Raw genomic sequence first — 26,766 nt, 5'->3', positions numbered from 1 at the left:
CTTCATTTTAATGACCGGGATAAAGTAGCCTTATCCCGCATGATTCTAATCCTGCGCTAAGCGCAGCATTAATGGTGATTTATTTGTCCCTTTCGCGATAAAACCGCTCATATCGGCAGGCATTTTGGCAAATACCTGCTCAGCTTGCTCGCGAGTAGTGAATGTACCGAAAACACATGCACCTGTTCCGGTCATTCTAGACGGCGCATATTCTATCAGCCACGCCAATGCTTTGGCAACTTGGGGGTGACGTTTGGCGACCAGTTGTTGGCAATCATTGTGCCAGTTGCTGGTCATTAAATCGGCTAAAGACAACTTTGGTGTGTCTCGTGGTAATTGTGGGTCGTTAAATACCTCTGCCGTTGATACATGAACATCAGGTGTCACTACTAAATACCAAGGTTCTGGTAAATCTACCGCAATAAGTTTTTCACCTACCCCTTCGGCAAAAGCGGCTAAACCATTAATAAAAACAGGCACATCAGCACCTAAACTTAAGCCAATCTCTGCTAATTGTGTTAATGATAATTGGGTGTCCCATAAGTGGTTTAGCGCCACCAATGTTGTAGCCGCATCTGACGAGCCGCCGCCAATTCCACCGCCCATGGGTAATTTTTTATCGAGCCATATCTCTGCGCCTAAAGTGGTGGCGGTTTTTTTTTGCAGTGATTTTGCTGCTCTAAGAATTAAGTTATCTGTATTTGCGACAACATCACTGATGTTGGAGTGTAAGGTGAGTTCGCCAGTCTGGTTGATGGCAAAATCCAGTAGATCACCCTGCTCGATAAATTGAAACAGAGTTTGCAGTTCATGGTAACCGTCATGACGACGGCCATTGATGTGTAAAAACAGGTTAAGTTTTGCTGGCGCAGGCCATGCGGTAGAGCGTTTATTGGTCATGCGGTAGTCCGGCGTAATCAGTTAATTCTGTGCTGTTAGCAAGTGCTTGCCATAGATTAATTTGTATTTTTAATCGAACATCTTCACGGGTTAGTTCAAGTGTTCTAGGAAGTTGTGCGCCGCTTTGAGATTGCCAACTTTTAAACTCCACCTGCCATGGGGCTTGAGTCATGGTTGACTGCACTCGTTGAGGTCTGTGGTTGTTATCGTAACTGACTATCTGATCTGTAGGCGACACTTGGCCAGTTATCCATAATGGTAAATGTTCGACAGGGATAGACCAGCCTGTGAGCCGCTTGAGCAATTGCTCGGCATCATGATGCTCATAGGTGTTGTCGTCAATCATTAAACGAGCGCCATTGTCGTCACGCTCTAGCAGCATGATCGTTGTGCCTAACATTGTGGTTAGGCGTAATTGATCGCTGTCAGGGGTGTGAAGCCAATATAAATTAGTACTAAATTTATCGTCACGGGTTTTGGCCGCGAGCTTGCCCTGCATCTCCCAAGCTTTGGCCTGCTTTACATGGTCAACATTGACGGCCTGCAGAGCAATATCGGAGTGGCTTGCACACCCCCCTAACAATAAAGGGGTCAGTAATAGGGCGCTAATAAAGATTTTTGTGAAGTAGTTCAAATTATTCATCTATTACTGTTATATCGAGCCCATATCATACGAGCGCTGGATATAAATACCAATGCCAATCGTTAAATTTCCTGCTAACTCTAGGTTTAAAGGCGATACAACCTCTTGGTTCAATCACTTGTTTTTGGTCGTTTTTGTCCCGCTTTAACGTGAGAAATACGTTACAAACGAGATTATTATTCGGTTTTGTTAAGCGTATTCTGTTTTTAGTTGGCTCAATTCAGTAGAATGGCCGCCACTAAGAGAGATTAATCAGGGCGATGGCCCTTGCATGAGGATTTTGCCGCCAGTTGATATTAGGTCATGTGACTTGCATTACTCCTAAGTGTTGTCGGTTTATGGTGTAATGGTTACAGCACTTTGTTGGCAAAATTTAACTGCAAGCTAAACCCTAGTCGTTCGCCTCAAAGCCGTTAGTGGAGCAATATGAGCCAGTCGCATTTTTGCTTGTATTCTGACCACCGCTTTGAGCCAGAACAAATCTAATTCGCAAGATAAACAGACCCTAGAGACCAGAAAGAGTCAGATGAGCCTTGTAGCAATCGGTATTAATCATAAAACAGCGACGGTAGACCTACGTGAAAAAGTAGCGTTTTCACCCGATAAAATTCATGACGCGATGAAAAGCCTTGCCAGTCAAACCAAGACGGGTGAAGCGGTGATCATCTCGACCTGTAATCGCACCGAACTTTACTGTAACAACGGTGAAGTGCAGGACGTGATCAAGTGGTTAGAGGATTACCATCAGCTGTCCCATGAAGACGTGCTGCCTTGCCTGTACCAATATCGCGGCCAAGAGGCCGTGCGTCACCTGATGCGTGTCTCTGCTGGTCTCGACTCGCTTATCTTAGGTGAGCCACAGATTTTAGGCCAAGTTAAGCAATCTTTTGTTAAGGCCAAAGAAGCTGGCACGGTGGCAGTCACCATGGACCGACTGTTCCAAAATACCTTCTCTGTTGCTAAAAAAGTGCGCACCGAAACTGAAATCGGCGCCGCGGCCGTATCGGTGGCGTTTGCCGCCGTGAGCATGGCTAAACATATTTTCTCGGCTTTGAGTGCCACCAAGGTGTTACTCATCGGCGCAGGTGAGACCATAGAGTTGGTTGCTCGGCATCTTAAAGACAATGGCGTCGAGTCGATGATTGTGGCTAACCGCACAATTTCACGCGCCGAAGCCATGTGCGAAGAGTTCGGCGCGACCGCTATTACTCTAGAACAGATACCAGATTTTCTCCCTAAGGCCGATATCGTGATATCCTCTACCGCCAGCCCATTACCTATACTGGGTAAAGGCATGGTAGAAAAAGCGCTGAAACAGCGTCGTCATCAACCTATGTTGTTGGTTGATATAGCAGTTCCTAGAGATATTGAAGCCGAAGTAGGGGATCTAGATGATGCCTTTCTCTACACGGTTGACGACCTGCAAAGCATCATTGAACAGAATATGGCCTCCAGACGTGAGGCTGCCGAGCAAGCCGAATTAATTGTTGAAGAAGAATCTCATCTTTTCATGGAGTGGATCCGCTCATTAGAGTCGGTCGACAGTATTCGTGAATACCGTACCCAAAGTATGGCGATTAAAGATGAGCTGGTGGAGCGTGCGATCAATAAGTTAGCCCAAGGCGGTGATAGCGAACAGCTAATACTGGAACTGGCCAATAAGTTAACCAATAAATTGATCCATGCGCCGACTCAAGCCCTCACTCAGGCGAGTCGACGCGGTGACTTTAACAGTATCGGACAATTAAGAACGGCGCTTGGATTAGATAAAGACTAAGGTTAGCGTTGGAATGAAGGACAGTGTGATTCGCAAGCTTGAAGGCTTGCTTGAGCGTAATGAAGAAGTATTGGCGCTACTGAGCGATCCTAGCGTGATTGCCGACCAAGAGCGTTTTCGCGCTCTGTCCAAAGAGTATTCACAACTCGAAGACGTGGTAAGAAGCTTTAAGGCATTTCAACAGGCGCAGGCCGATCTCGAGTCGGCGCAAGAGATGTTAGCCGAAGACGATGCCGAGCTAAAAGAGATGGCGCAAGAAGAGATTAAAGCCGCCAAGCAAGTGATTGAGACGCTCGAAGACGAACTGCAGATCCTACTGCTGCCTAAAGATCCTAAAGACGACAACAATGCCTTCGTAGAAATTCGTGCCGGCGCAGGGGGTGATGAAGCTGCCATCTTTGCCGGTGATCTGTACCGTATGTATAGCCGTTACTGCGAAGCCAAACGTTGGCAGGTCGAGGTGATGAACGCCAACGAAGGCGAGCATGGTGGCTTTAAAGAGATCATCATTAAAGTGTCTGGCGATGGGGTTTATGGCCGACTGAAATTTGAATCGGGTGGTCACCGTGTACAGCGTGTGCCAGAGACCGAGTCGCAAGGACGAGTGCACACCTCTGCTTGCACTGTGGTGGTTATGCCTGAAGTCCCCGAAGCCGAAGCGATTCAAATTAATCCTGCCGATCTGAAAGTGGATACTTTCCGTGCATCGGGCGCGGGTGGTCAGCACGTTAACAAAACCGATTCGGCTATCCGTATTACGCACATTCCGTCTGGCATCATCGTAGAGTGTCAAGATCAGCGCTCGCAGCATAAAAACCGTGCTCAGGCGATGAGTGTACTGACGGCCCGTATACAAGCTGTTGAAGACGAAAAACGCCGCAGTGAAGAGGAATCGACTCGCCGAACATTAGTGGCCAGTGGTGATCGCTCTGAGCGTATCCGTACTTATAACTTCCCTCAGGGACGCGTCAGTGAGCACCGTATCAATTTGACTCTTTATCGCTTAAATGAAGTGATGGAAGGGGATTTAGATGCGATTATCGAACCACTAATGCAAGAAAACCAAGCCGATATGTTGGCTGCTTTAGCAGACGATTAATATACTCTAATATCGCGACTCTAGGTTAATAAGGATATTTTTTTGTACCAGACGTTAGCTGAAGCCCTTCAATGGGCTTCTTCTCAACTTGTTGAGATCTCTGATACCGCCAAGCTAGATGCCGAAGTGATGCTACTGCATGTCATCCATAAGCCGCGCAGCTACCTCTACACTTGGCCCGATGAACGTATTACCAGTGAACAGTCCACCGCGTTTCAGCAGATGGTCGCAAGGCGTGCTATTGGCACTCCGATTGCGCATATTGTGGGTGAACGTGAGTTTTGGTCATTGCCGTTTATGGTTAATCCCACCACGCTTATTCCGCGTCCTGATACCGAAATTTTGGTTGAGACCGCGTTAAACTTGCCGTTAGCACAAAATGCTAAGGTGCTCGATTTAGGCACGGGAACGGGGGCAATAGCCCTGTCGTTAGCCTTTGAGCGCAGCACATGGCAGATCACGGCCGTCGACAAAGTGATTGAAGCTGTGGCTTTGGCTAAGGCGAATCGTGACAACTTGAAGTTACCGCAAGTCGAGGTGCTACAAAGTGATTGGTTTGATGCTGTCAATCAGTACGATTTCAATCTTATTGTCTCTAACCCGCCTTATATCGACGAAGAAGATGAGCACTTGTCTCAAGGCGATGTACGCTTTGAACCACAGAGTGCGCTGACCGCTGCCGAACATGGTTATGCTGATCTGTTCCATATTGCGCAGTCGGCGCGTGATTATCTGGCGCCCGGTGGCTATTTGCTACTCGAACACGGTTTTGAGCAAGCCATTACGGTGCGCAATAAGATGATTGAGCTAGGTTATGAGTCGGTGTCGACCGTGAGAGACTTTGGCAGTAACGACCGTTGTACCTTAGGTCGCTGGCCTAGGCAGGGTTAACTGACACGCCTGATGCTTGACAGCGACTAACGTGATTAAACGCCATTGGCTTATGCTAATGGCGTTTTTGTTTGTGTATCTTACCGTTGTGGATGTTGCTTATCTCTATATTGAGCTAGGGGCTATCTCTATGGATTTTATTGTAGATTGTGGGCAAACGTAATATGAATGCAATCTCGTTAATTAATGATGTTAACCCATTGGACTGGTTTAATTCTTAAGAGCTTAGTTATTAGGCAAGGGTCATAGCACCGCTTATAGATCAATCGTTAAGGCAGTGGTACTAAGCCAAGCCTTCTTACCTCTTACACCTGCGCAAAGTAAATGAGCTTCGGTAAGGTGACTGCTCATATAGGCAACAATTGCTTGTATAAACTCATCTGCAACACTACCTTAACATTCTGGGTGGATAAATTATTGTATGTTTATTCACCTCTAGATAGGTTAGTCATCGTAGTAGGTTATGGGTCTAACGTCAGTCAATACTTACAGAAACAGTTGGGTAACTTGTTGTTTATTAATAACCAAGGAGCTAGGTCTATGAATGTTAAGTTAGCCAATGTCGCGCTACTATCAGCCATCATCAGTGTGTCAATGTCGACTCATATGATTGCCAACGCCGCAGGTGGTGGCGGTGTGGTCACAAGCGAACCGGGTCAGCACTTTGATACTAAAGGGCAAGAGCCATCGCAATACACCATAGCGTTACAAAATGGCTTGCGTAAAACCCTGCCGTTTGATGATAAGCGTGACTTTGAAGAAGCCCAAAAAGGCTTTATTGCGGCGCCTGACTATAAACAAATTATGGCCGAAGCCGGTAACGTTGCTTGGGATATGGGCAGTTACGAGTGGTTGCTCGATGAAGGTCAAACCTTCGATACCATTAACCCTTCGTTGCAGCGTCAAGCAGTGCTCAACATGGCTTATGGCTTGTATGAAGTGTTGCCCGACCACATTTATCAGGTACGAGGCTATGATCTTGCCAATATCAGTTTTATTAAAGGGAAGACGGGTTGGATTGTATTTGATCCTTTAACGGCCAAAGAGACCGCGGCGGCGGCATTGGCCTTTATTAATCAGCAATTGGGTGAGCGTCCGGTCGTGGCCGTGGTCTACTCACACTCTCATGCCGACCACTTTGGTGGGGTCCGTGGTGTGGTCGATGAGCAAGATGTTCAAAGTGGTAAGGTGAAAGTCATTGCCCCAGAAGGCTTTATGCATCATGCGGTCGCAGAAAATGTGATGGCAGGTAATGCCATGACGCGTAGGATGTTTTTTCAATACGGTGTACTACTTCCCAGAAGTCCCTATGGTCATGTGGATCAATCTATCGGTAAAAATACCGCGGCGGGTAATTTAGGCTTAATCGCGCCTAACGTGATTATCGATAAAGCCTTTACTGAAATGACCATAGATGGTGTCAACATGGTGTTTCAAAATACTCCAGGCACTGAAGCGCCAGCAGAGATGAACACTTGGTTCCCAGACTTGAAAGCCTTTTGGGCCGCCGAGAATATTACCGGCACTATCCATAATATCTATACCTTACGTGGCGCATTGGTACGCGATGCATTGGAATGGTCTAAGCAAATTAATATTTCGCTGTATAAATTTGGTCAGCAGGCTGAGGTGATGTTTGCTTCCCACTCTTGGCCGCGCTGGGGCAATGAGCGTATTCAAGAGGTGATGCGCAGTCAGCGTGATACCTATGCTCACCTCAATAATCAGGTGCTGCACCTGGCCAATCAAGGGGTAACAATTAATCAAATTCACAATGTATATAAGCTCCCCGAGAGTTTGCAGCAGCAGTGGTCAGCCCACAGTTACCATGGCTCTGAGGAGCACAATAGCCGCGCGGTGTTGAATCGCTATCTAGGTTACTGGGATGCTAACCCAGCCACTTTAATGCCACTATCACCAGAAGAATCAGCGCCCCTATACGTTGAGATGATGGGTGGCAGCAGTAACATTATCGCCAAAGGCCAGCAATTATTTGAGCAAGGAAAATATTTTCATGCCATAGAGATCCTCAATAAACTGGTGTTTGCTGAGCCTCAAAATCAAGCGGGTAAGGATCTACTGGCTAATGTATATGAGCAGATTGGTTATCAAAAAGAGAGCCCTAGTGTGCGTAATAGCTTTTTAGCGGCGGCTTACGAATTACGTAACGGCATGCCAACAGGCGCTTCGCCTAAATCGACAGGGCCTGACCTTATCCGTGGTATGTCTACCGGGTTATGGCTTGACTACCTCGGAGTTCGCCTTGATACCAGCAAGACTGCAGATAAACACTTTGTCATTAACTTGGTCACTCCGGATAACGGCGAGCAGTATCTGGTTGAGTTGAGTAATTCGGCGCTGACCAATATCGAAGGGGTACAATCACCGCAAGCGGATCTCACCTTAACGATAGATCGCAGCGAGTTAAATGATGTGATGATGGGCGCGCAGAGTTTCGATGAAAAAATCAAAGCCGGCAAGGTGAAGGTTGAGGGCAACCGCCGTGCCATCGATGAGCTAATGGGCGCATTGGTCGAGTTCTCTATGGCGTTTGAGCTGCTGCCTGGGACACTGTCAGACACAGCCAAATAAGTCTGGATACTCTTACCGCTGATAGTCAGTTTTAATTGATTGGCGGTACGATATAACACCACGCTAAAGCTGCTGCCTTAGCGTGGTTTTTTATTAGGCCATTGGAGGTTGATAATAGGAGAGGGCATGAATCAGTGACATTATCTTATGTAAATTCATCACGCTGCCTAGATTATCTTAGGTTGATGGTCGCGACGCTAATGAGGGGGAATTTATCGTCAATAATCGGTTGATGCTATTGGTGCGGCTGGAGCAGATCAGTTACACTAGCGCCTTTGCCAGCAACCAAAGAATTTAAAATGGACAGTTTATACCCCGCTATAAAGCATATTCACCTGACGTTTATTGCCCTCAGTGTACTGTTTTTTATTGTGCGTTTTGCGCTGCACTTAAAGCAGTCGCCTATTATGGATAAGAAGTTCGTTAAGATAGCCCCGCACGTTATCGACACTTTGTTGGTGCTGTCTGGTTTAACCCTGTGTTTTATCATCAAGCAATATCCTTTCCAAGATGCATGGCTGACCGAAAAGATCGGTGGACTATTGGCTTATATTTTCTTAGCGACTATCGCGCTAAAAGCCAATCGCAACAAGCTGTTTAAAGTGTTTGCAGCCCTTGGTGCAATCGCTTGGGTAGCCTATGCAGGTAAGGTCGCCATGTTTAAACAAGCGATATTACTGAGTTAATGACACAGATGATCCTACAAGATGAGCTCTTGTTACCCGAGAGCGCGTTTGACATCACTCAGCATTTAGGTTTTTCCAATAAGAAGAGTGCTAATTGGGCCTGGCTTGAACTTGCAGGCTCAGTGCTGAGTCACTATGTGGTTGACCGTGAAGATCGATTGAATGCTCTGCTTAAGTGGTTTTATGGCGACTTAGGTTTTTGCGCTCGAGATGCTTATTTTAGTGTTGAAGCTGCCGATTTAGGCAGCTGCATACTCACTCGCCAAGGCAATAGCACAACCTTGGCCACGTTACTGATGTTACTGGCGAAACAGTTAGACCTAGTGCTTGAGCCTTTGCTACTGCCGGGCAATACAGTGCTGTGCAGTCGAATCGATAAGCAGGTGCGTTATATTGACCCATTAACGGGTCAGTCACTGACCAAGCATCAGTTACATGTTTTGGTGCGTGGCGAGTTGGGTAATGGGGCGGCCTTTAAACCGCGTTACTTAAAGCCTGCAAGTTTAAAGCGGTTATTGTCGCGCATGATCCACGAGCTTAAAGCGGGCGCGATTTTATCGAACCAGTTTGAGAGTGCGATGGAGTGTTGCAACCTGTTATTGCAATGGCATAGCGATGATCTCAACCTCAATCGTGAACGAGCCTTTATTGCACAGCAGTTAGGCTGTATCAGTGTTGCCGCCGCGGATTTACAGCATTTTGTCGACAATAGCCCGCATGATCCTGTGACTGAATTAGTTAAGCTGCAGATTAAAGAGCTAAGCGAAGATCTTGAGGTATACCATTAAAGAAAAGCTGAAGCCGTTATGGTTTCAGCTTTTTTATGTGGTTTGATGACGGCCATGACAATAGACGCCTTGCAGGGCAATCAATTATTTTATGCTGCTCGGCTCGCAATCTTGTCAGTCTTATATTGAACCGCCTGCAGTAACAGGCTAAAAACGACTCACCATTTAATCAGCAATACCATCATTAATATTTACAATAGGCTTGCATCACAGGCCAAATAAAAACGTGCTTTGATAAGCCGAATAAAACAACAAATTGATATTAAAAATAAAACTAAAAATAGATGTGAATTAGGGGGAAATATGAGCGGTACCGCATTAGTGACCAATGATGCCACTGGGCTGGGATTATTAGCAGCCATTTTAGGCTTGGTGTTTTATACCAATAGCAGTTCTCATCCATTTTGGGTGAAATTTTATCGTTACATTCCGGCGTTGTTACTGTGTTATTTCCTGCCATCACTGCTTAATTCATTTAATATTGTCGATGGCGATACCTCTAAGCTCTATTATGTGGCTTCACGTTATTTACTGCCAGCCTGCTTAGTATTATTGATCTTAAGCGTCGATTTAAAAGCGATCTTAGGCTTAGGCCCTAAAGCCATTGTGATGTTTCTCACCGGCACCGTTGGTATCGTGATTGGCGGGCCGATTGCGTTGCTTATTATCTCCAGCATTAATCCTGAGATCTTAGGTGTGAGTGGCCCCGATGCGGTCTGGCGTGGCATGACCACCTTAGCCGGTAGCTGGATTGGCGGTGGCGCTAACCAAGCGGCGATGAAAGAGATCTATGAAGCGGGCGGTAACATCTTCTCCATTATGGTGACAGTGGATGTGATCGTAGCCAATATCTGGATGGCGGTGCTGCTCTATATGGCCTCCAAAGCCAAGGAGATCGATGCCAAAACTGGCGCCGATACCCGTGCTATCGAGACCTTAAAACTTAAGGTTGAGAAGTACCATGCCGAACATTCGCGTATTCCAAGCTTACGTGACTTGATGATGATAGTGGCGGTCGGTTTTGGTATTACCGGACTGGCGCACATGTTTGCCGATTTCCTCGGGCCTTTTTTCGAAACCAACTATCCGTGGACACGTGATTACAGTTTAACGTCTAAATTTTTCTGGTTAATCGTCACTGTCACCACTATCGGTTTGGCGATGTCATTTAGCCCAGTGCGCCATTTAGAAGCCGCTGGCGCCTCTAAAGTGGCGTCGGCCTTTTTGTATATTCTGGTTGCCACCATTGGCTTGCATATGGATGTGTTTAAACTATTTGATCCGGCAAATCTTTGGTATTTCGCCATCGGTATTATCTGGATGTTAGTGCATGCCAGCTTTATGCTGCTGGTGGCTAAACTGATTAAGGCGCCGCTGTTTTATATGGCGGTGGGCAGTCAAGCCAATGTGGGCGGAGCAGCATCTGCGCCGGTTGTGGCGGCGGCATTCCACCCCGCATTAGCGCCCGTCGGTGTGTTATTGGCGGTGTTGGGCTATGCTGTAGGCACTTATATGGCATGGTTATGTGGCCAAATTTTACAGGCAGTTGCGCTATAATCGCCTGCTGCGATACCTATTTGAACAATGCTAAGGTGTGGCCTTAGCTTCTTAAGAGAGAAGTAACGATGAGTAATAAAACCATAAAGTTAGGTAGCATTGAGATTGCAAACGATAAGCCGTTTGTGTTGTTTGGCGGCATGAATGTGCTTGAATCGCGTGATTTAGCCATGCAGATCGCGGAAACCTATGCCGAAGTTACTCAAAAATTAGGGATCCCTTATGTGTTTAAGGCTTCATTCGATAAAGCCAACCGCTCTTCGGTGAACTCCTACCGTGGCCCAGGTATGGAAGAGGGGTTGAAGATTTTTCAAGAGATAAAATCGACCTTTAACTTGCCGTTGATCACCGACGTCCATGAAACTCATCAGTGTGCGCCAGTTGCCGAAGTGGTCGATGTGATTCAGTTGCCCGCGTTTTTAGCTCGCCAGACAGATCTGGTGGTAGCAATGGCCAAAACCGGTGCCATCATCAACGTTAAAAAACCGCAATTTTTAGCGCCACACGAGATGCGCCACATCATCACTAAGTTTAATGAAGCGGGTAACGATGAGATCATGCTGTGCGAGCGTGGCTCAAGCTTTGGTTACAATAATTTGGTGGTCGACATGTTGGGCATGGATGAGATGAAGCAATCGGGTTACCCAGTGATCTTCGATGCGACCCACGCCTTGCAGCGCCCGGGTGGCCGCAGCGACAGTGCCGGTGGACGTCGTGCTCAAGCCACTGAGCTTGCCCGCAGTGGTATGGCGTTAGGCTTAGCCGGTCTGTTTATTGAAGCGCATCCCGATCCAGATAACGCTAAATGTGACGGCCCATGTGCACTGCCACTGCACCAACTGGAAAACTACCTCAAGCAGATGAAGGCGGTGGATGAACTAGTTAAATCATTCGAGCCTATCGATACCAGTAAATAATAACTTAACGTCACTTTATCAAGCCTCGCCATTGCGAGGCTTTTTTTTGCCTATTTTTAAGGTTGGCTACAGCCTGATTCGGTATCGTGTTGAATATTCAGCGTTATACTCCGTGACGCCCAAAGATTGCGGCAGTGAGTATGGTTGGGGTAAGCCGAACGGTATTAGGCTGGCTATAATGAACGCTGCAATGACAGACGATAATAACAAGTACGCTTAAGTACAAGGAGTGATGATGACAACAAACACGCAGGCACCCGGCTTATTAGGGCGGGCACTGGATACCATAGAACGAGTGGGCAATAAATTGCCCGATCCGGCCATGTTATTCTTAATGTTACTGTTTGCGGTGTGGGGCCTATCGGCGCTGTTATCTGGGGTCAGTTTTGAGGCTATCGACCCTCGTACCGATGCGCCCATCATAGTCACCAACCTCTTGAGTGCTGAGGCGCTAACGCACTTTCTAACCTCCATGGTATCGACGTTTACCGCCTTTGCGCCTTTAGGTGTGGTGTTAGTGGCGATGTTGGGTGTGGGAGTGGCGGAGCATTCTGGCTATATCAATACCGCGTTAAAGCAGATGCTTAAGATAACGCCGGCTAAATTGTTAACCCCTGCTGTGGTTGTGGTGGGGATTATCTCCCATACCGCGACCGATGCGGGCTATGTGGTGGTGATCCCGCTGGCAGGGGTGATCTTTTTTACCGTAGGCCGCCATCCGCTGGCGGGGATCGCGGCAGCTTTTGCTGGTGTGTCTGGCGGCTTTTGTGCCAACTTTATTCCCTCGGGTATCGACCCATTACTGCAAAGTTTTACCCAATCGGCCGCGCAGATTGTCGATGGCGATATTCAAATTAATCCGTTGAATAACTGGTTTTTTGCCGCTTCATCGTGCATTCCGATCACCTTGATTATTTGGTATCTCACCGACAAAGTGTTGGAGCCGCGTCTTAATCGAACCCACAAGGTCAATCGCGACGCGGTAGATATTCCTGAGATGGAGCTGACAACGCCGAGCGAGCTTAAGGCGTTTCGTATCGCCAGCCTAACGATGCTGGTGGCGATTATTGGCTTTTTCTCGTTAACCCTGCCTGAAACCTCGACCTTGCGCGACGCTAACGGCTCACTCACCAGTTTTAGCGCCCCTTTGATGAAGTCGATCGTGCCATTGATTTTTATCTTCTTCCTGTTGCCTGGGCTAGTGTATGGCTATCTCACTAAGACCTTTACTCAGTCTGCCGATGTGGTGCAGGCGATGTCTAAATCGATGAGTGGCATGTCGCACTATATTGTGATGGCTTTTTTCTGCGCCCAGTTTGTTGCGGCGTTTTCAGCCTCTAATTTGGGGGCATTAATCGCGGTAGAGGGGGCTGGTGCACTCAAGGCACTCAACTTGTCAGCTGAAGTCACCATCGTCGGCATGATACTACTGGTGGGCTTTGTTAACTTATTTGTCGGCTCATCGTCAGCCAAATGGGCACTGATTGGGCCGGTATTGGTGCCCATGTTAATGCAGCTTAATATTAGTCCAGATCTGTCGCAGGCTGCCTATCGTGTCGGTGACTCGAGCTCAAATATCATCACCCCTTTGATGCCCTATTTTCCCTTGGTGGTGGTCTATTGTCAGCGATATGTGCAAGGCATAGGCATCGGCACCTTAATCGCCATGATGTTGCCTTTTAGTGTGGCATTGATGTCGATTTGGAGTGCCTGGTTATTGCTGTATTGGTCGCTTGGGTTGCCACTGGGCTTAGGAGCCAGCTATACCTACTTTTAGTTCTAGACACTTCACTCACTTGAGATTAGAACTACCACGTTGAGCAAAGAGTGACTGTGTAGCGAGCCAACAGGATAAGAAAAACGCCATGATCAACATGGCGTTTTTTTATTAGCTACGCAGGCTCTCAATCAGATAATTGAGGCTGGGGTTGTCCTCTAAGTTTGCGGTCGGGGTGACGTTAAACTTAGGGGCGATGAGCCAGTTGCGCTGCACTAGCTCATCGAGCAGATCCAGATACTGCACGCTGGTTTTTCCCACCAACAGATTGGTTAAGCCGCGGCTGCTAGAGAGCTGCAACATCTGCAGAAAACCACTGAGGTAAAGGTGGTCTTTGGTGAAACCGCCGCCGCGATAGACCCGCGCCGTCGTCACAAAAGCGTCACCTGGCTCCATACCCACCTCATCTACTAGGTAATTATGGGTGAGATAAAAATCTTGCTCTTTGAGCATAGATTCAACCGCCAATACGCGACAGGCGAGGGTATTGAGGCGTGAGTGTGCCATAAAGCCAGCCTTTAGTTCGGCCAAGATAGCCAAACCTTCCTGGGTATAGGTGGCGCCTGGTAATCCAAGGCGTAACACCTTTAAGGGCTGTTGTTTGGCATTTAAGGTGGTTGCCATGTGGACCCCCAGTTCATGCTGGATCAGCCGCTGTACCTCTGCATGGGAAAATGTCGCATGGCTGTTAACGGTCAGCTGTGGTGGCATCGAGCTCACCATGGCCCGCGCCACAATCGATGAGCTAAGGCTTACCTTGCACTGCATGTCCCATTGCTCAGCTTGTCGCTTCATGAGTTCGGTGGCGGTTTTGGCATCATATTGCTCACCAGCAACCTCAGCAATCTCTTTGGCATATAACAAGAACTTCGCATTGTTAATTGCATGCGTATCGGGGCGGCCATGATAGCGTAGCGAGTTATAAACAAAGCCTTCTTGGCCAACACTGGTCAGTAAGTCGACCTGTTCGCCGAGCTTATTGACGATATCGCTGTACATCTGTTTGAGCGCAGGATCCGAGATATTGTCTATCGGTAATCGATACAACTTATATTTAAACTCGTTGGCATCGATAGGCAACTGACGGTAGCGAAAGTTGGGCTTATAACGGCTTGGCGCGCTAAAAAAGCGTTTGCGCTCAGCAACCAAGTTGGTCGGATTGACATACTTTAAGGTGTCGACCTTTTGCGCTAAGCGAAACAGGGTAGCATCGATGTCCAGTACTGCTGGCTCTATGGCACTGCTGAGCATGTCGGCGCTACGGGTTTTACTGCGTCGATTTAACTTGCGCTGAAAATAGGCACTGGTGGCACTGAAGGCGTTTTTAAGCCCTAACTTTAAGTCATCGAGCACGATAGGATAAACTTCGCCAGTAAGTTCATCCATAAACACTTTTTTGATCTCAGTGGGTAACACTAAGGTGCGGTCAAAGTGCGCATTGGTATGGGCAATAAGGTAGCCTCTACCCTCAAAAATCGCATTAATTTTAGCGTCAACTTCAATATTGGGTAGGGTGATCTGATTGAGTTCACTCTCGAACTTTTTCACCACAGGTGCCCAACGCTCCATGTCGATTTGCGCGGTGCCGATATTGAATACTGGCACGGATTTGTCGATGCGTTTGTAATTGTACGAATGCAGGTCAAACACAATCACCATGCCAAACAAGGACTCTAGTTTGGAGATTAGCGCTTCATAGAGAAGATAAAAATCATTGTGTTTGGCTTGGCTGATCGCGCGCTGTTTGGCACTAAGCGGTTTACGCCATACCTGTTTTAACCAGGCTGATTTGTAATAGGTGCTTAAACTTTTGGGTCGATTCAGATCGTACTCAAAACGTGAGTCAGTACCCACTAATGTGATGGGTTGTGATGCAATCACCTCGTCTGTGTATGGATCTTCCTCAAAATAGCGTTCCTCAGCGCTAAGCTGACCGAGTTTGATCAGCTCATGACGCAGAGTATGGCCCGCATGGATAGCAGTACATACTACAGGCAGGTATTCTTCAATTTTAATAAAACAACCTGACGATTCGAGTTGCCCCGAGAACGCTTCGCCGCGTTTAATCAGGCCTAACATTTGCTCTAAACTATAGGTTTGCATCTTCTACCGCACGTCGATATGCACTCTTACGTTGCATCAATAAGTCTTTTGAATTGATGATGTTTTCGGCAAAATCGATCACCTGCTTTTGTAGTTTAACGCGGTTAAGCTTGTTAATACGGGTTATGCCACCTGGGCTTAACACGTTTACCTCGACCAATTTATTACCTATCACGTCTAGGCCGGTAAAGTAGAGACCATCGCGCACCAGTTTAGGGCCAATCGCGGCGCACAATTCGCGCTCTTCGCGGGTGATGGTGTGTTTGACGACGGTACCCCCGGCGTGCACGTTAGAGCGAAATTCACCGCTGGCGGGGACGCGTCTCATGGCACCAATCGGTTCGCCATTGAGCATTAAGATGCGTTTATCGCCTTCCTCGGCGCCTTCGATGTAATCTTGTAAGATCACGTAGTTACTCTGATCATCCGTGCCAATATAAAAGTCGAGTAGCGAGCTAAAGTTCTGCCGTGCGCTTTTTTCAATGACAATAACTCCGTGACCGCCAAAACCGTTTAAGGGTTTAAGGATCATCTTGTCGCTGTCACTCTCTTCGAGTACGCGTTGCAAGTAGTCACGGTTTTTGGATACGTGGGTGGTAGGAATATAGCGACTCGCCGCACCACTCATGCTGGCGGTGTACAGTTTGTTATTGGCAACCCTTAACCCTTCAAGATCGTTAATGATCAGGGTGTCACCTTTTACCGAGTCGAGAAAGTTTAACGCTAAGTTGTCCAGTGGTGGGTTAGCGCGCATAAAAATGCAGTCAAACCCAGCCATTGGCAGACGCGCCTTATGAAACTCAACTGAGCGATAAAAGCGCGGAATATTATCCGGAATTTTCATGCCCTTTTTGATGATTTGGCAGAACCCGTAGACGCTACTGTCTCGAATGGTTAAACCACTGGTGGTGGTTATGGCAACGGTGTGACCACGCTGAGCGCACTCATGAACTAGTCTTAGGGTAGTATCGGATTCAGCATCGATACGTTCCCACGGGTACATCAAAAAGCAAATGTGCATCTTAGTTAAGCAACCTCATCTTCCGGGTGTGATTCTACATAAGTGTATTGTTCAACACGCTGATTAACAGTGCTGTTGAGCGTGTGAAATTTCTTTGGCTCTCGTGTGAGTTTTAGGTATTTCATCCACACATGTTCGAGCTTAGTATTGGCTTTATTAGGGTGTTTTAGCACCTTAATAAAATGTTTTTCCTCTGCAGTCTCAGGGTCTAATTGCCCGGCCTCGAAGGCTTGCATTGTGTCGCCGTATAGACTTAACAATTCCGCTTCGGATAAGGTAAATTCTCCTGACTTGCTGAACCCTCTTGGAAAGTTTTTGTCATCAAAAAAACGCTTTTGACCAAAACGGAATGACTCTTCTGACATGGCAACCTCTAACTGTGATTTAAACGCTTTAACTACAGGGATATTCGATCGCGAAATTATGTTTTTTGGGGGCAAAAGAGAAACAAAACATTTTTGTCGTCACCATCAGGATTAGTTGTTATTCTCTCGGTCAAATCGATAGAGAGACCAAAATGGACGTCAAAGTATTTAAAACGTTTTTAGAAGTTGCGCAAACCCGCCATTTTGGCCGCGCCGCTGAGAACTTATATATTACCCAAGCTGCTGTTAGTGCTCGAATTAAGCAGCTAGAGTCTTTTTTTGATTCAGCACTTTTTATTCGAGACCGCAACAGCATTAAATTGACCTCGGCAGGCGAGCGTTTAGTCGGTTATGCCCATGTGATGGTCAATACCTTAGAGCAAGCCAAAAATGAGTTAGCCTTAACCAACAATAAAGCGCTGCAACTGACCATGGCGGGGACGCCTAACATTTGGGATGCCTATTTGCAGCACTGTTTAAGCAAGGTGACAGATGCCTTTGGTGGCTATGGCTTTATGGCACAGGCGCTCAGCCGTGAGCAGCTTAATCGCAACCTCATTGAGCGCACCTTAGATATGGCGTTTGCCTTTGACCCACTAAAGTCAGACGAATTAGTCTGTAAACAGGTAGCCGATTTAGTGCTGGTGCTAGTGTCGACATCGCCGTGCACTAAAGAGCAGGCATTAGCGGATAAATATGTGTATGTGGATTGGGGCACACGTTTTGCCTCAGAGCACGCCGAGCGTCATCATTGTGCGGTGCCGCCGTATTTACGCACCTCGACTGGGCGCATCGCGCTTGACTTTATTCTCGATAAAGCGGGCGCGGCTTATCTGCCGTTATCGATTGTTGAGCCTTTTTTGGCATCAAAGCAGCTGTATCGTGTTGCGGACGTCGAGCCTTGGCATCGGCCTATTTATCTTTCTTATCGCAAGGATAGCAGCTCATTAGAGGCGATCACTAAAATCCAAGAGCTGGTAAAAGAGATTGATCCCCTGACGGCATATACGCTGCAACAGATAGGGCAAATGCGTTAACCCATATCTGTAACTTATCGTTTACCCTGGCGGCGTTTATAGGCAATCGCAATGCAGAGCGCCGCGCCTCCCCAAGTGAGCGTTAATGCAAGACACATCATAATTAAGGCACTGTTACTCATGGCGGTTATCTCCTTTAGTCGATGATGTTGGGGGGCTCTGGTGCCACAGTCCATGATGACGTGAGCGCTTACTGGCAAAATCGATCAATAGCGCAAATAGCAACATGGCCGCCACCAGTCCCCAGCCCAACAGGAGTTGGTCGGCAATAGGGTAATCACCGTAGCCATTAGTCAGGGTGTTATAGAGGTTCTTAGCTAATATAGTGGCTAAAATGGCGGGGCTTATTATCTGTAAACAGATCTCTAACCAGCGCCCGACATGGAACTCAGAGCAATGATTAGCGTGGCGCCTGACTAAATTGACCTTTAACATCCAAGTGATAATCAGCAGTTCTACTAGGCAGCTCATTAACAGGGCGATGTTATTAATAAAGTAATCGACCAGATCCAGCAGTAGCAGTCCACCACTGGTGGCAAAGGCCATCGACACCAGATAACCGACCGCGCACACGATTATGGCCGCCGTTTTTCGTGGCAGATGAAACTTGTCGATGATCGCGCTGATAACCGCTTCTATGATAGAGATGTGTGAGCTTAATCCTGCGATAACTAAGGCCACAAAAAACAGCGGCCCAAGCAGTTGTGGCAGTGGCATCAAATTGATGGCCGTCGGGATGGTCACAAAGGCAAGTCCGATGCCTGAGCTGACCACTTCGGTCAAGGGCTTCATCTGCTGCTCAGCCATGTAACCGAGCACCCCGAAAATCAATATGCCCGCCAAAATAGAGAAGCCACAATTGATCAGCACTGTCATAAAGGCATTATTGTTAATGTCGGCTTTGGTGGGCAGGTAGCTGGAGTAAGCTAGCATAATGGCAAAGCCGACGCTTAAGGTGAAAAATATCTGCCCATAAGCGGCGGACCAGACTTGAATATCCAATAACCTACTAAAATCGGGCTCAAACAAGTAGTTAAGACCCGATAGCGCGCCGGGTAACAATAGCACTCGGGTGATCAACACCAACACCATAATAAATAGCATGGGCATCATGATTTTACTCGCCCGTTCAATGCCGCCTTTAACTCCGGTGAACACCGCCATTGTGGTGATGGCCCACGCTAAGCTCATGGCGGCAGCGATGCCCCACTGGAACTGCCCCAAATTTGTTGGGGAGTTATTACCTAGCTGTAAATACTGCTCAAAGAAGAAGGCGTTTGGATCATCCCCCCAACTCTGGCCGAAAGAGAAGCCTAAAAAAGAGATGGTCCAGCCGATAATGGCCACATAATAGACCGCGATGATGGCGGCAATAAACACTTGAAACCACCCCAACCACTCGAGGCGGAGCCCTAAGCTGGTGCCCAGCTGACTAAAGATGCGCGGGGCGGTTTTTTTGAGTTTATGACCTAGGCTAAACTCCATGATCATAAATGGGATGCCTGCGGTGAGCATGGCAAACAGATAGGGCACAAAGAAGGCGCCGCCGCCATTTTCGTAAGCCATATAGGGAAAGCGCCAAATATTGCCCAGCCCAATGGCTGAGCCCACTGCGGCTAAGATAAACCCCACCCTCGAATTCCATTGCTCTCGCTTCATCACTCACCTCGTGTCAGGCTGGTCCGTTAGTGCCTTAATTAACTGTAGCCGTTAATCCATGGATGAGTATGGAAAACACATTAAAACAAAGACAAGCAGTGAAGTGTGCAGCGTAAATTCGGTTAGCTCGAGCGCTGTTCAAGCGTCGTCAACTGCTGATAGATAGCCTGATTATGGGGCGTAGGGATACCATGAGCGGCTGCGCGATGGATAAGATAACCTGTTATGGCATCGATTTCGGTTGGTCGCCGATGGGCAATATCTTGATACATCGACGAGAAGTTATTGGCGGTTAAGTGAATAACGTCAAATACCCGCGCAATGAGGGGAGCTCTGGTAAGGGGCACTTGCTCAGCCTGAGCCACCAAGATCACCTCATCGAGCAGTCCTAAGATGGTGTGACGATATTCAGGGGCCGCCAATGCCCCATTGCGGCATTGATAAATAGCGGTTAAGGGATTTATAGCAATATTGACCGCCAATTTCTGCCATAGCATAGGAATAATGTCGTTACACCACTGGCTATTGGGAATGGCATTAAGTAGATAGGCTTTCGTCGTTTGCGTCAGCTCCTGGCCGCTAAACAAGCCAAGCTGAGTAAGGCCTGCACCGGTTTGACGCACCTGCCAGCGCTGCTGCTTTAACGCCCCTTGCGATGTGGTGCCAAGGCAGAGGGTTCGCCCGTTGAGATGGGGCGCAAGGTCTAGGTGTGGGCCCATGCCATTATGCAGCAATAACAGTTGGCACTCTCGATTAAGGCGCGGCAGCAGCGGTTTGAGAGTATCAATGACTTGATAGGCTTTGACGCAGACAATCAGTAGCGTGATGTGCTTTAAGTCAGCCTGCGCATCATCGCTGTTAGGGCTGATAACTTGAGCGGTGCGGGTTGATGAGACACCGTTTAGGTCGGTAAATTGCAGCAAGGTAGGCGTATTGTCGGCGCTAGCTTGTTGCCGGCCGATCAGCAGCGGCGCTTGTCCTACGCTGGCGAATTGATGAAACAGTAACTGACCGATAGCCCCAGCGCCGACAATAGCAATGTTGGGCTGGCAGTGGACAGGCTGGCTTTGCGGCGTGATTTGAGGGCTCGTCATTCGCTCAACTTTGCTGTAACGCACTGGCTTTAAGGTAACGCCGATACAACCACAAGCCGCAATAAAACAGCATGACGCCGAGCATGTCAGCGATAAAGTCGCCGAGTGAGGCGCTGCGATAAGGCAGGCGCGATTGCACCGCTTCGATAAAGCAGGCGTAAGCGGCGAGTATTGCAGCCAGACCATACCATTTAGGCTCAAAGGCCAAATGGGTGAGTAGGGCTAGGCAGAAAAAGCTGCCTAGATGGCCAATTTTATCTAGATTGGGGATCGCTTGCGAATAACTCGGGCGAGAAAAGACTAAATAACTGATCACCAGTAAGGCGATAAGTAGGGCGATTTTAAAAATGAGTTTTCTTGAGTTCACAGGTCACGATACATCAGCGAATTTTAGCAATCATAGGAAAATGTCACCCTAAAGTCATTAATAATTAAGTCTGAGTCGTTCGCGCTAGCGTTAACTTTTTTTGCCCCCACTGACTGCAAAAAGGTAAACTAGCGCCATTAGATTGAGCGGCGAGATGAGGAATAAACATGCCATCAATGGATATCGTATCGGAAGTGAATGAAGTTGAACTACGTAATGCGGTCGATAATACCCGTCGAGAGCTGAGCACTCGGTTTGATTTTCGCAACGTTGAAGCTGAAATTACCTACAAAGATCATCAGGTGACTTTGGCCTCAGAGTCAGATTTTCAATGCCAACAACTGCTCGATATGTTGCGTAACCAATTGAGTAAACGCAATGTCGATCCGGCTTCGATGGAGGTCGCCGATAAGGCGATCCACAGCGGTAAAACCTTTTCGCTTAAAGTGACCTTTAAAGAGGGCATCGAAAGCCTAGTGGCGAAAAAGCTGGTTAAACAGATTAAAGATAGCAAGCTTAAAGTGCAGGCAGCGATTCAGGGTGACTCGGTGCGAGTGACGGGTAAGAAGCGTGATGATTTACAGGCGGTAATGGCATTGGCCCGCGAATCGGATTTAGGCCAGCCATTCCAGTTTAATAACTTCCGTGACTAACATGCTGTCGCACCAGATGACATCTCATCGTGCGTAAGCGTATCAGGTCTAAGTACATCAGGTTTAAGCGCATCGACTGCGGCTTTAACTAAGCCCAACCTGCCCGCGATTATAAAAAGCCCCGCGTGAGTCATCACGTGGGGCTTTTTATGGCTGTAAGCCTAATATCGACCTTATCGAGCATGGATTACTGCAGGTTAGTGCTCTGCTTTCGCGGCCGCAGATTTTGGCTCTGTACTGGCTTGGGACGCACTTAAATCATCACTCGGATGGGGCGCGAATTTCTGCACCAACACAATTAAGCCCAATACGGGAAAACCAATAACACTGGCCGCAACAAAAAAGTTGATATAGCCGAAAGCGTCGATATAGGCTCCTGAAAATCCGGCAATAAACTTAGGGAATAACAACATAATTGATGACAGCAATGCATATTGTGTCGCGCTATAGCCGCTACTGGTCAAGCTAGAGAGGTAGGCAATAAAGGCCGCGGTGGCGATGCCCGCGCTGAAATTATCGATGGAGATCACCGCCGTTAACAGATTAACGTCATAACCTATCATCGCCTGATAGGCAAATAACAGGTTTGTGAGAGCGACCATCAAGGCGCCTAAAAATAATATCTTCATGGTGCCATAACGGGCCAGTAATACGCCACCCGCGCCCGCACCAACTAAGGTCATGATTAAGCCATAAACCTTACTGATGGCGGCGATTTCAGCCTTGGAAAACCCCATGTCGACATAGAACACATTCGCCATGATCCCCATGACGATATCTGAGATACGATAGCAGGAGATCAACAGTAAGATGAGCATGGCGCTGTAGCCATAGCGTTTGAAAAAGTCGATAAAGGGTAAAATACTGGCGGTATAAAACCATGAAAGTGCCGCAGCCACCACTCTATGATGACGCTTAGCGAGGGCAATGTTAAGCTCTGCTTCTTTAGCGTCAGCCTCTTTAGTTTCCACCAGGGGCTCTTTACTCATTAAGGTGGTGATAATGCCGACAGACATCAGCGCGGCCATCACCAGATACGCGGTTTGCCATGAAGCAAGATCATAGGCTTCGCTACTGGGGCCGACCCATGCGGCGATGGTTAAGGCGCCAGCTGTAGCCACAATCATGGCGCTGCGGTAACCCACTTGGTAGGCGGCGGCCAGCGCAGCTTGCATTTTTACTGGTGCTGAGTCGATACGAAAGGCATCAATCACAATATCTTGCGTCGCTGAAGCAAAGGCCACCATAAGCGCAAAGAGTGCCAAGCGTTCCAGATCTTGTACCGGATCACTCTGGCTCATGCCCAAAATAGCGACCACTAATATTAACTGGGCAAACAGCATCCATCCGCGTCGTCGGCCGAGTAAGCGGGTAAAGAGGGGGAGTGAAAGGCGATCAACTAAGGGCGACCAAGCCCATTTAATGCCATAGGCTAAGGCTATCCAACTAAAATAACCGATGGCGGTTCTGTCGATACCAGCTTCACGTAGCCAGAAGGAAAGAGTGGAAAATACCAGCATTAAAGGCAAGCCGGCAGAAAAGCCTAACAACAGCAGAATTAACACCCGCTTGTGACAGTAAATAGAGAGGGCGTCTTTTACATGAGAAAGGGTCACAGACATACAACAGGTTTACAGTAAGGTGAACTTAGCTTAAACGCTACGGCGGCAAATAAAAAGCGAAAATCGGCCATAAAAAAGCTCAGCCTATACGGGCTGAGCTTTTTTAGACGTTATCATGATAAAGAGCAGGGCCTGTTACCGATACAGCCACTTGGACATTGGCCGCCAAGACTCAAGAAGTCACAGCATTCGTCTATTTGCTTGCGCAAAAATTGATTGCCGCGAATACTCCAGTCAGGCCATTTGTTGAAGGCATGTATTAGGTGCCAAAACACTTTCTCCATATCACTTTGCGCATCACCCTGATGATTGAACTGCTGCCATTCTTCAAGGGTGTCCCATAAATAAAGCTGGATCTCATTGAAATCGAGTTGATTATTCAAAAACGCTTTTCCATATAGAGCCAACTGGGGCGCTTTATTATCGATGAACTCATTAGGGGTCACCGTTCGCCTCCTTGCTGCTACACCGAAGTAAGTATAGTCAGCCATTTTTTGTTATTGCAATTTTATCCATCTCATCAGCCGTCGGCGAAATATGCTGCTGTGGCGCTAGATTAGGATAACGCGATTCTGCTTGAGTATTGTGGCGCTAGGGGATATGCGCCACTTTGATTGGTCGACTTTGTGATGAGGCTAACGCTTATTTTTGTGGCCACTATTTGCGCGGCAACGACCTTTAACGCTAACGACTTTCGGGGCAACTATGCTCGCGGTAATAGCGTTGCCTTGGTTAAGATTATTGGCGTAACAGGCACATCGGGCCATCCGAGCTTGCTATTGATAGCCGTGGGTTGCTGCGCCATGGCTTCAAGCACCGCCATGCCCTCGGTCACTTCACCAAATACGGCATAGCCCCAGCGGCGTTTAGAGGGATCTAAGCGTTTGTTATCGGACACGTTAAAATAAAACTGCGCCGTGGCCGAGTGCGGATCATTTTCCCGAGCCATGGCGATGGTGCCTAGGCTGTTACTCAAGCCGTTACCCGCTTCATTGACTATGGGATTATCGGTCGGCTTTTCGTTAAATCTTGGGTCGAGTCCGCCACCTTGAACCACAAAGTCGGCAATCACCCGATGAAACAGGGTGTTGTCATAATGCCCTTTTACGACATAGGTGAGGAAGTTATCGACTGTGATAGGCGCGCGTTGACGGTCGAGCTCAACCACAATGTTGCCCATGCTGGTTTGCAGCTCTACCTTAGGGTAAAGGGTGTCAGCTTGTATATCGACCGCATGGGCCATGCTGCACAGCGACAGTAAAACCCATGCCAATATCCACTGTTTCATCTATTGCTCCTCGATGGGCTTATTGCTGAATAAACTGATTGAGTTCGGGATCGTTAATGATTTTGCCGGTTAAATCGTTCAATAGATCGTTGACGGCTAGCTCTAATGTGGCGAAGTCGGCGCTCAGCGGCCCCGATACCATATTGCGCGCGGTATACCGCTTGGTGAATGTTTGGCTGCTATTTGTGGCAATAACGTTGATGATAATGTCATTGCTGGCTTCATAGCCAAACGTGGTCTCATTGACGTCGGTTAAGAGTTTCTCTAATTGCAGCTGCATATGGTTAGTGGCAGCAGGGTCAATTTGGTAACCGGCTTGGCTAAATCCTTGACGAAAAACCGCATCGAGCTGTTGACGCGGCGCTTCCGATGGGCTCACTAAGCGTGCGGCATCACCATCATGATTGAATCGGGCGACAAAGTTGGCCGAGCGAGTATCGATCATTTCAATGGCAATCGGTTTGGCTGCCATCGTGTGGGCGCTGATGGCTGGCAGCTGTGGATTCAATGCCATGTGAGTGGGGGCGTTACTGGCACACCCAAACAAAATGCCTGCGGTGGCGATAAGTAAAGTTAAGCGTCGCATAGTGGTGATTTTTATAGTCAAAAGGTGGCATCAGCATACCAGAATCGGCCGTCGATTCCACTGTTAAGCACGCCCCCTTGAGGGGGCTGATGACGTGATATGTTACGTGTTTGTTACTTTGGGCTGTTAACTTACCTTAGAAACCGTTAGAGTAAAAAATCGATAGCAAAAAACCGTGCTCAGCGCTGCCTAATCCCTTGCCATGTTATCCCGGCGCCTTGGGGGATTTGCTCAGTAGCAGCGCTTGTTTATGGTTAAACCTGAACAGTTAATGCGAGGTTCCAGTGACAGAGTTAATCTCCCCTGCGGCGCCAGAGAGCCTGATATTACCCTCAGGAGAAGTCCAGTTTGGCCACTTTGATGGTCCCGTTGACTCTTTGGGACTGGCGCACTTTGAGTACCGCAATAACATGGATAAGCTGGCAAGTCGCTGGGCGCGGCATTTTCATTTTAAGCAGTTTCAATTTGTGTCGCTCCTCACGCCCCGATATGTGATTGGTGTGGCGTTGGCCGATATTGGTTATGTGGGCAGCGCCTTTTGTTATCTGTACGATATTGCGGCCAATACACTGGTTGAAACCACTTGGCTCAAACCGTTCGCCAAGGGGATGTCGATGTCGCCATCGCCTCGTCAGGGTAAAGCGTGCATTGGCGGTCGCCGCGGCAGTATTACTTTTAATCTGGTCGATGGCTTATGGCAATTGAGCCTAGAGACGCCACAGATAAGCGCCGAGCTTGAGCTGCATCCTTTGGCGCTGAGCTTGCCAATGGCGATGTGCACCCCAACAGGCTATAACGGCTGGACCTATACCCAAAAGCACAACGGCTTGATCCCCAAAGGGCGACTGACCATTAAGCATGAGCCGCAGCCGCTTAACAATGCACTAGCAGGTTATGACTATTCTGCAGGCTATATGCGCCGCGAGACCAGTTGGCGCTGGGCGAGCATTAATGCTCGAGTGGGTGATACCATCATAGGGCTTAACTTAGCGGCAGGGGTTAATGAAACTGGCGCCACAGAAAATGTATTGTGGATTAACGGGGCGCGGCATCTATTGGGGCCTGTGCAATTTGATTTTTTACGCAACAGTGATCATATGAGCGATGACTGTTGGCGAATAACGTCACTTGATGGACGGGTGGATCTGCGTTTTAAGGCGCGTAATGGTCGTCAGGAAAAACTCAATTTATGGCTATTACAGAGTAATTTTCGCCAGTACATAGGTCACTTTGAAGGCGAGGTTATTGATGGTGAAGGCCAGCGGCATCATTTGCAGCAGGTGCTTGGTTTAACTGAAGATCATTTTGCGCGCTGGTAAGAGCCGATGCGCAGGTTGATTTTAT

At 47.9% G+C, this 26,766-nt stretch carries 25 protein-coding genes; 12 read left to right on the top strand and 13 right to left on the bottom strand.

Annotation, left to right across the window (positions count from 1 at the left end; genetic code table 11):
* Nucleotides 1-45: 45 nt before the first annotated feature.
* Together ispE and lolB are read right to left on the bottom strand one after the other, a co-directional pair.
* A complete protein-coding gene (gene ispE / locus AC5YBX_RS12980) occupies nt 46-900 on the bottom strand; it encodes a 4-(cytidine 5'-diphospho)-2-C-methyl-D-erythritol kinase (protein WP_494521151.1) in 855 nt (284 codons plus the stop codon).
* Nucleotides 890-1,543: a lipoprotein insertase outer membrane protein LolB gene (gene lolB / locus AC5YBX_RS12975; RefSeq protein WP_494521152.1), complete on the bottom strand. Its 654-nt coding sequence runs from the start codon at nt 1,541-1,543 to the stop codon at nt 890-892. Before lolB ends, ispE begins: the two co-directional genes overlap by 11 nt.
* Before the next feature lie 526 nt (nt 1,544-2,069).
* On the opposite strand from lolB, the gene hemA reads away from it, so the two are divergent.
* The 9 genes from hemA (at nt 2,070) to AC5YBX_RS12930 (ending at nt 13,627) form a co-directional block, all read left to right on the top strand.
* Nucleotides 2,070-3,320: a glutamyl-tRNA reductase gene (gene hemA / locus AC5YBX_RS12970; protein WP_494521153.1), complete on the top strand. Its 1,251-nt coding sequence runs from the start codon at nt 2,070-2,072 to the stop codon at nt 3,318-3,320.
* A gap of 13 nt (nt 3,321-3,333) precedes the next feature.
* The gene (gene prfA / locus AC5YBX_RS12965; protein WP_494521154.1) at nt 3,334-4,419 is read left to right on the top strand and encodes a peptide chain release factor 1; all 1,086 of its coding nucleotides are present in this window, start codon (nt 3,334-3,336) and stop codon (nt 4,417-4,419) included.
* A gap of 42 nt (nt 4,420-4,461) precedes the next feature.
* Nucleotides 4,462-5,310, top strand: coding sequence for a peptide chain release factor N(5)-glutamine methyltransferase (gene prmC / locus AC5YBX_RS12960; protein ID WP_494521155.1), 849 nt, complete (start codon nt 4,462-4,464; stop codon nt 5,308-5,310).
* A gap of 540 nt (nt 5,311-5,850) precedes the next feature.
* Nucleotides 5,851-7,902: an alkyl/aryl-sulfatase gene (locus tag AC5YBX_RS12955; RefSeq protein ID WP_494521156.1), complete on the top strand. Its 2,052-nt coding sequence runs from the start codon at nt 5,851-5,853 to the stop codon at nt 7,900-7,902.
* 299 nt (nt 7,903-8,201) lie between these two features.
* On the top strand, nt 8,202-8,588 hold the full coding sequence (locus AC5YBX_RS12950) for a SirB2 family protein (RefSeq protein WP_494521157.1): 387 nt from the start codon (nt 8,202-8,204) through the stop codon (nt 8,586-8,588).
* Nucleotides 8,588-9,376 carry a transglutaminase family protein gene (locus AC5YBX_RS12945; RefSeq protein WP_494521158.1) on the top strand — a complete coding sequence of 263 codons (789 nt, stop codon included), beginning with the start codon at nt 8,588-8,590 and terminating at the stop codon, nt 9,374-9,376. The genes AC5YBX_RS12950 and AC5YBX_RS12945 overlap by 1 nt, the downstream gene beginning before the upstream one ends.
* Nucleotides 9,377-9,679: 303 nt before the next feature.
* Nucleotides 9,680-10,933 (top strand): DUF819 family protein, encoded by a 1,254-nt coding sequence (locus tag AC5YBX_RS12940; protein WP_494521159.1) that lies wholly within the window; start codon nt 9,680-9,682, stop codon nt 10,931-10,933.
* A gap of 68 nt (nt 10,934-11,001) precedes the next feature.
* Entirely contained in the window at nt 11,002-11,850 is an 849-nt protein-coding gene (gene kdsA / locus AC5YBX_RS12935; RefSeq protein ID WP_475514585.1) for a 3-deoxy-8-phosphooctulonate synthase, read from the top strand.
* A 235-nt stretch (nt 11,851-12,085) separates the two neighbouring features.
* On the top strand, nt 12,086-13,627 hold the full coding sequence (locus AC5YBX_RS12930; protein WP_494521160.1) for an AbgT family transporter: 1,542 nt from the start codon (nt 12,086-12,088) through the stop codon (nt 13,625-13,627).
* 111 nt (nt 13,628-13,738) lie between these two features.
* Here AC5YBX_RS12930 and AC5YBX_RS12925 read toward each other — a convergent pair whose 3' ends face one another.
* From AC5YBX_RS12925 to AC5YBX_RS12915, 3 genes are read right to left on the bottom strand one after another with little or no spacing between them, the layout of a single operon-like run.
* Nucleotides 13,739-15,730 (bottom strand): flavohemoglobin expression-modulating QEGLA motif protein, encoded by a 1,992-nt coding sequence (locus tag AC5YBX_RS12925; protein ID WP_494521161.1) that lies wholly within the window; start codon nt 15,728-15,730, stop codon nt 13,739-13,741.
* Nucleotides 15,717-16,751 carry a glutathione synthase gene (gshB, locus tag AC5YBX_RS12920; protein WP_494521162.1) on the bottom strand — a complete coding sequence of 345 codons (1,035 nt, stop codon included), beginning with the start codon at nt 16,749-16,751 and terminating at the stop codon, nt 15,717-15,719. The genes AC5YBX_RS12925 and gshB overlap by 14 nt, the downstream gene beginning before the upstream one ends.
* Nucleotides 16,752-16,756: 5 nt before the next feature.
* Complete coding sequence (locus tag AC5YBX_RS12915) at nt 16,757-17,116, bottom strand: MaoP family protein (protein ID WP_119978353.1); 360 nt, start codon at nt 17,114-17,116, stop codon at nt 16,757-16,759.
* Between the two features lie 152 nt (nt 17,117-17,268).
* Between AC5YBX_RS12915 and AC5YBX_RS12910 the strand changes: the two genes are divergently transcribed.
* Nucleotides 17,269-18,153 (top strand): LysR family transcriptional regulator, encoded by an 885-nt coding sequence (locus tag AC5YBX_RS12910; protein WP_494521163.1) that lies wholly within the window; start codon nt 17,269-17,271, stop codon nt 18,151-18,153.
* Between the two features lie 14 nt (nt 18,154-18,167).
* On the opposite strand, the gene AC5YBX_RS12905 is transcribed toward AC5YBX_RS12910, so the two are convergent.
* From AC5YBX_RS12905 to AC5YBX_RS12890, 4 genes are all read right to left on the bottom strand, one after another.
* Nucleotides 18,168-18,275 carry a MetS family NSS transporter small subunit gene (locus tag AC5YBX_RS12905; RefSeq protein WP_475514581.1) on the bottom strand — a complete coding sequence of 36 codons (108 nt, stop codon included), beginning with the start codon at nt 18,273-18,275 and terminating at the stop codon, nt 18,168-18,170.
* Nucleotides 18,268-19,812, bottom strand: coding sequence for a sodium-dependent transporter (locus tag AC5YBX_RS12900; RefSeq protein WP_494521164.1), 1,545 nt, complete (start codon nt 19,810-19,812; stop codon nt 18,268-18,270). Before AC5YBX_RS12900 ends, AC5YBX_RS12905 begins: the two co-directional genes overlap by 8 nt.
* Nucleotides 19,813-19,934: 122 nt before the next feature.
* Nucleotides 19,935-20,906, bottom strand: a complete 972-nt coding sequence (locus tag AC5YBX_RS12895; protein WP_494523800.1) for a ketopantoate reductase family protein — start codon at nt 20,904-20,906, stop codon at nt 19,935-19,937.
* Between the two features lie 4 nt (nt 20,907-20,910).
* Nucleotides 20,911-21,273 (bottom strand): VanZ family protein, encoded by a 363-nt coding sequence (locus AC5YBX_RS12890; RefSeq protein ID WP_475514578.1) that lies wholly within the window; start codon nt 21,271-21,273, stop codon nt 20,911-20,913.
* Nucleotides 21,274-21,440: 167 nt separating this feature from the next.
* Here AC5YBX_RS12890 and AC5YBX_RS12885 point away from each other — a divergent pair, with 167 nt between their 5' ends.
* The gene (locus tag AC5YBX_RS12885) at nt 21,441-21,926 is read left to right on the top strand and encodes a YajQ family cyclic di-GMP-binding protein (RefSeq protein ID WP_110457805.1); all 486 of its coding nucleotides are present in this window, start codon (nt 21,441-21,443) and stop codon (nt 21,924-21,926) included.
* Nucleotides 21,927-22,123: 197 nt separating this feature from the next.
* Here AC5YBX_RS12885 and AC5YBX_RS12880 read toward each other — a convergent pair whose 3' ends face one another.
* The 4 genes from AC5YBX_RS12880 to AC5YBX_RS12865 form a co-directional block, all read right to left on the bottom strand.
* Nucleotides 22,124-23,548 carry an AmpG family muropeptide MFS transporter gene (locus tag AC5YBX_RS12880; RefSeq protein ID WP_494523799.1) on the bottom strand — a complete coding sequence of 475 codons (1,425 nt, stop codon included), beginning with the start codon at nt 23,546-23,548 and terminating at the stop codon, nt 22,124-22,126.
* A 113-nt stretch (nt 23,549-23,661) separates the two neighbouring features.
* The gene (locus AC5YBX_RS12875) at nt 23,662-23,994 is read right to left on the bottom strand and encodes a hypothetical protein (protein WP_475514576.1); all 333 of its coding nucleotides are present in this window, start codon (nt 23,992-23,994) and stop codon (nt 23,662-23,664) included.
* Nucleotides 23,995-24,251: 257 nt separating this feature from the next.
* Nucleotides 24,252-24,836 (bottom strand): peptidylprolyl isomerase, encoded by a 585-nt coding sequence (locus AC5YBX_RS12870; RefSeq protein ID WP_494523798.1) that lies wholly within the window; start codon nt 24,834-24,836, stop codon nt 24,252-24,254.
* A 19-nt stretch (nt 24,837-24,855) separates the two neighbouring features.
* A complete protein-coding gene (locus AC5YBX_RS12865) occupies nt 24,856-25,422 on the bottom strand; it encodes a YajG family lipoprotein (RefSeq protein ID WP_494523797.1) in 567 nt (188 codons plus the stop codon).
* A gap of 284 nt (nt 25,423-25,706) precedes the next feature.
* Here AC5YBX_RS12865 and AC5YBX_RS12860 point away from each other — a divergent pair, with 284 nt between their 5' ends.
* A complete protein-coding gene (locus AC5YBX_RS12860) occupies nt 25,707-26,741 on the top strand; it encodes a DUF2804 domain-containing protein (protein WP_494521166.1) in 1,035 nt (344 codons plus the stop codon).
* Nucleotides 26,742-26,766 lie beyond the last annotated feature (25 nt).

The organism is Shewanella sp. 492, from assembly GCF_059338445.1.
Note: the sequence above shows the minus strand (reverse complement) of the source record. Positions and strands in the feature narration are given on the sequence as shown.

Coding starts and splice junctions, on each gene's coding strand:
- AC5YBX_RS12880 (WP_494523799.1), bottom strand. CDS start 23,548: ATGTCTGTGACCCTTTCTCATGTAAAAGACGCCCTCTCTATTTACTGT.
- lolB (WP_494521152.1), bottom strand. CDS start 1,543: ATGAATAATTTGAACTACTTCACAAAAATCTTTATTAGCGCCCTATTA.
- AC5YBX_RS12910 (WP_494521163.1), top strand. CDS start 17,269: ATGGACGTCAAAGTATTTAAAACGTTTTTAGAAGTTGCGCAAACCCGC.
- AC5YBX_RS12865 (WP_494523797.1), bottom strand. CDS start 25,422: ATGCGACGCTTAACTTTACTTATCGCCACCGCAGGCATTTTGTTTGGG.
- prfA (WP_494521154.1), top strand. CDS start 3,334: ATGAAGGACAGTGTGATTCGCAAGCTTGAAGGCTTGCTTGAGCGTAAT.
- AC5YBX_RS12925 (WP_494521161.1), bottom strand. CDS start 15,730: ATGCAAACCTATAGTTTAGAGCAAATGTTAGGCCTGATTAAACGCGGC.
- AC5YBX_RS12905 (WP_475514581.1), bottom strand. CDS start 18,275: ATGAGTAACAGTGCCTTAATTATGATGTGTCTTGCATTAACGCTCACT.
- AC5YBX_RS12915 (WP_119978353.1), bottom strand. CDS start 17,116: ATGTCAGAAGAGTCATTCCGTTTTGGTCAAAAGCGTTTTTTTGATGAC.
- AC5YBX_RS12940 (WP_494521159.1), top strand. CDS start 9,680: ATGAGCGGTACCGCATTAGTGACCAATGATGCCACTGGGCTGGGATTA.
- AC5YBX_RS12945 (WP_494521158.1), top strand. CDS start 8,588: ATGACACAGATGATCCTACAAGATGAGCTCTTGTTACCCGAGAGCGCG.
- AC5YBX_RS12950 (WP_494521157.1), top strand. CDS start 8,202: ATGGACAGTTTATACCCCGCTATAAAGCATATTCACCTGACGTTTATT.
- ispE (WP_494521151.1), bottom strand. CDS start 900: ATGACCAATAAACGCTCTACCGCATGGCCTGCGCCAGCAAAACTTAAC.
- AC5YBX_RS12955 (WP_494521156.1), top strand. CDS start 5,851: ATGAATGTTAAGTTAGCCAATGTCGCGCTACTATCAGCCATCATCAGT.
- AC5YBX_RS12900 (WP_494521164.1), bottom strand. CDS start 19,812: ATGAAGCGAGAGCAATGGAATTCGAGGGTGGGGTTTATCTTAGCCGCA.
- gshB (WP_494521162.1), bottom strand. CDS start 16,751: ATGCACATTTGCTTTTTGATGTACCCGTGGGAACGTATCGATGCTGAA.
- AC5YBX_RS12895 (WP_494523800.1), bottom strand. CDS start 20,906: ATGACGAGCCCTCAAATCACGCCGCAAAGCCAGCCTGTCCACTGCCAG.
- kdsA (WP_475514585.1), top strand. CDS start 11,002: ATGAGTAATAAAACCATAAAGTTAGGTAGCATTGAGATTGCAAACGAT.
- AC5YBX_RS12885 (WP_110457805.1), top strand. CDS start 21,441: ATGCCATCAATGGATATCGTATCGGAAGTGAATGAAGTTGAACTACGT.
- hemA (WP_494521153.1), top strand. CDS start 2,070: ATGAGCCTTGTAGCAATCGGTATTAATCATAAAACAGCGACGGTAGAC.
- AC5YBX_RS12930 (WP_494521160.1), top strand. CDS start 12,086: ATGACAACAAACACGCAGGCACCCGGCTTATTAGGGCGGGCACTGGAT.
- AC5YBX_RS12870 (WP_494523798.1), bottom strand. CDS start 24,836: ATGAAACAGTGGATATTGGCATGGGTTTTACTGTCGCTGTGCAGCATG.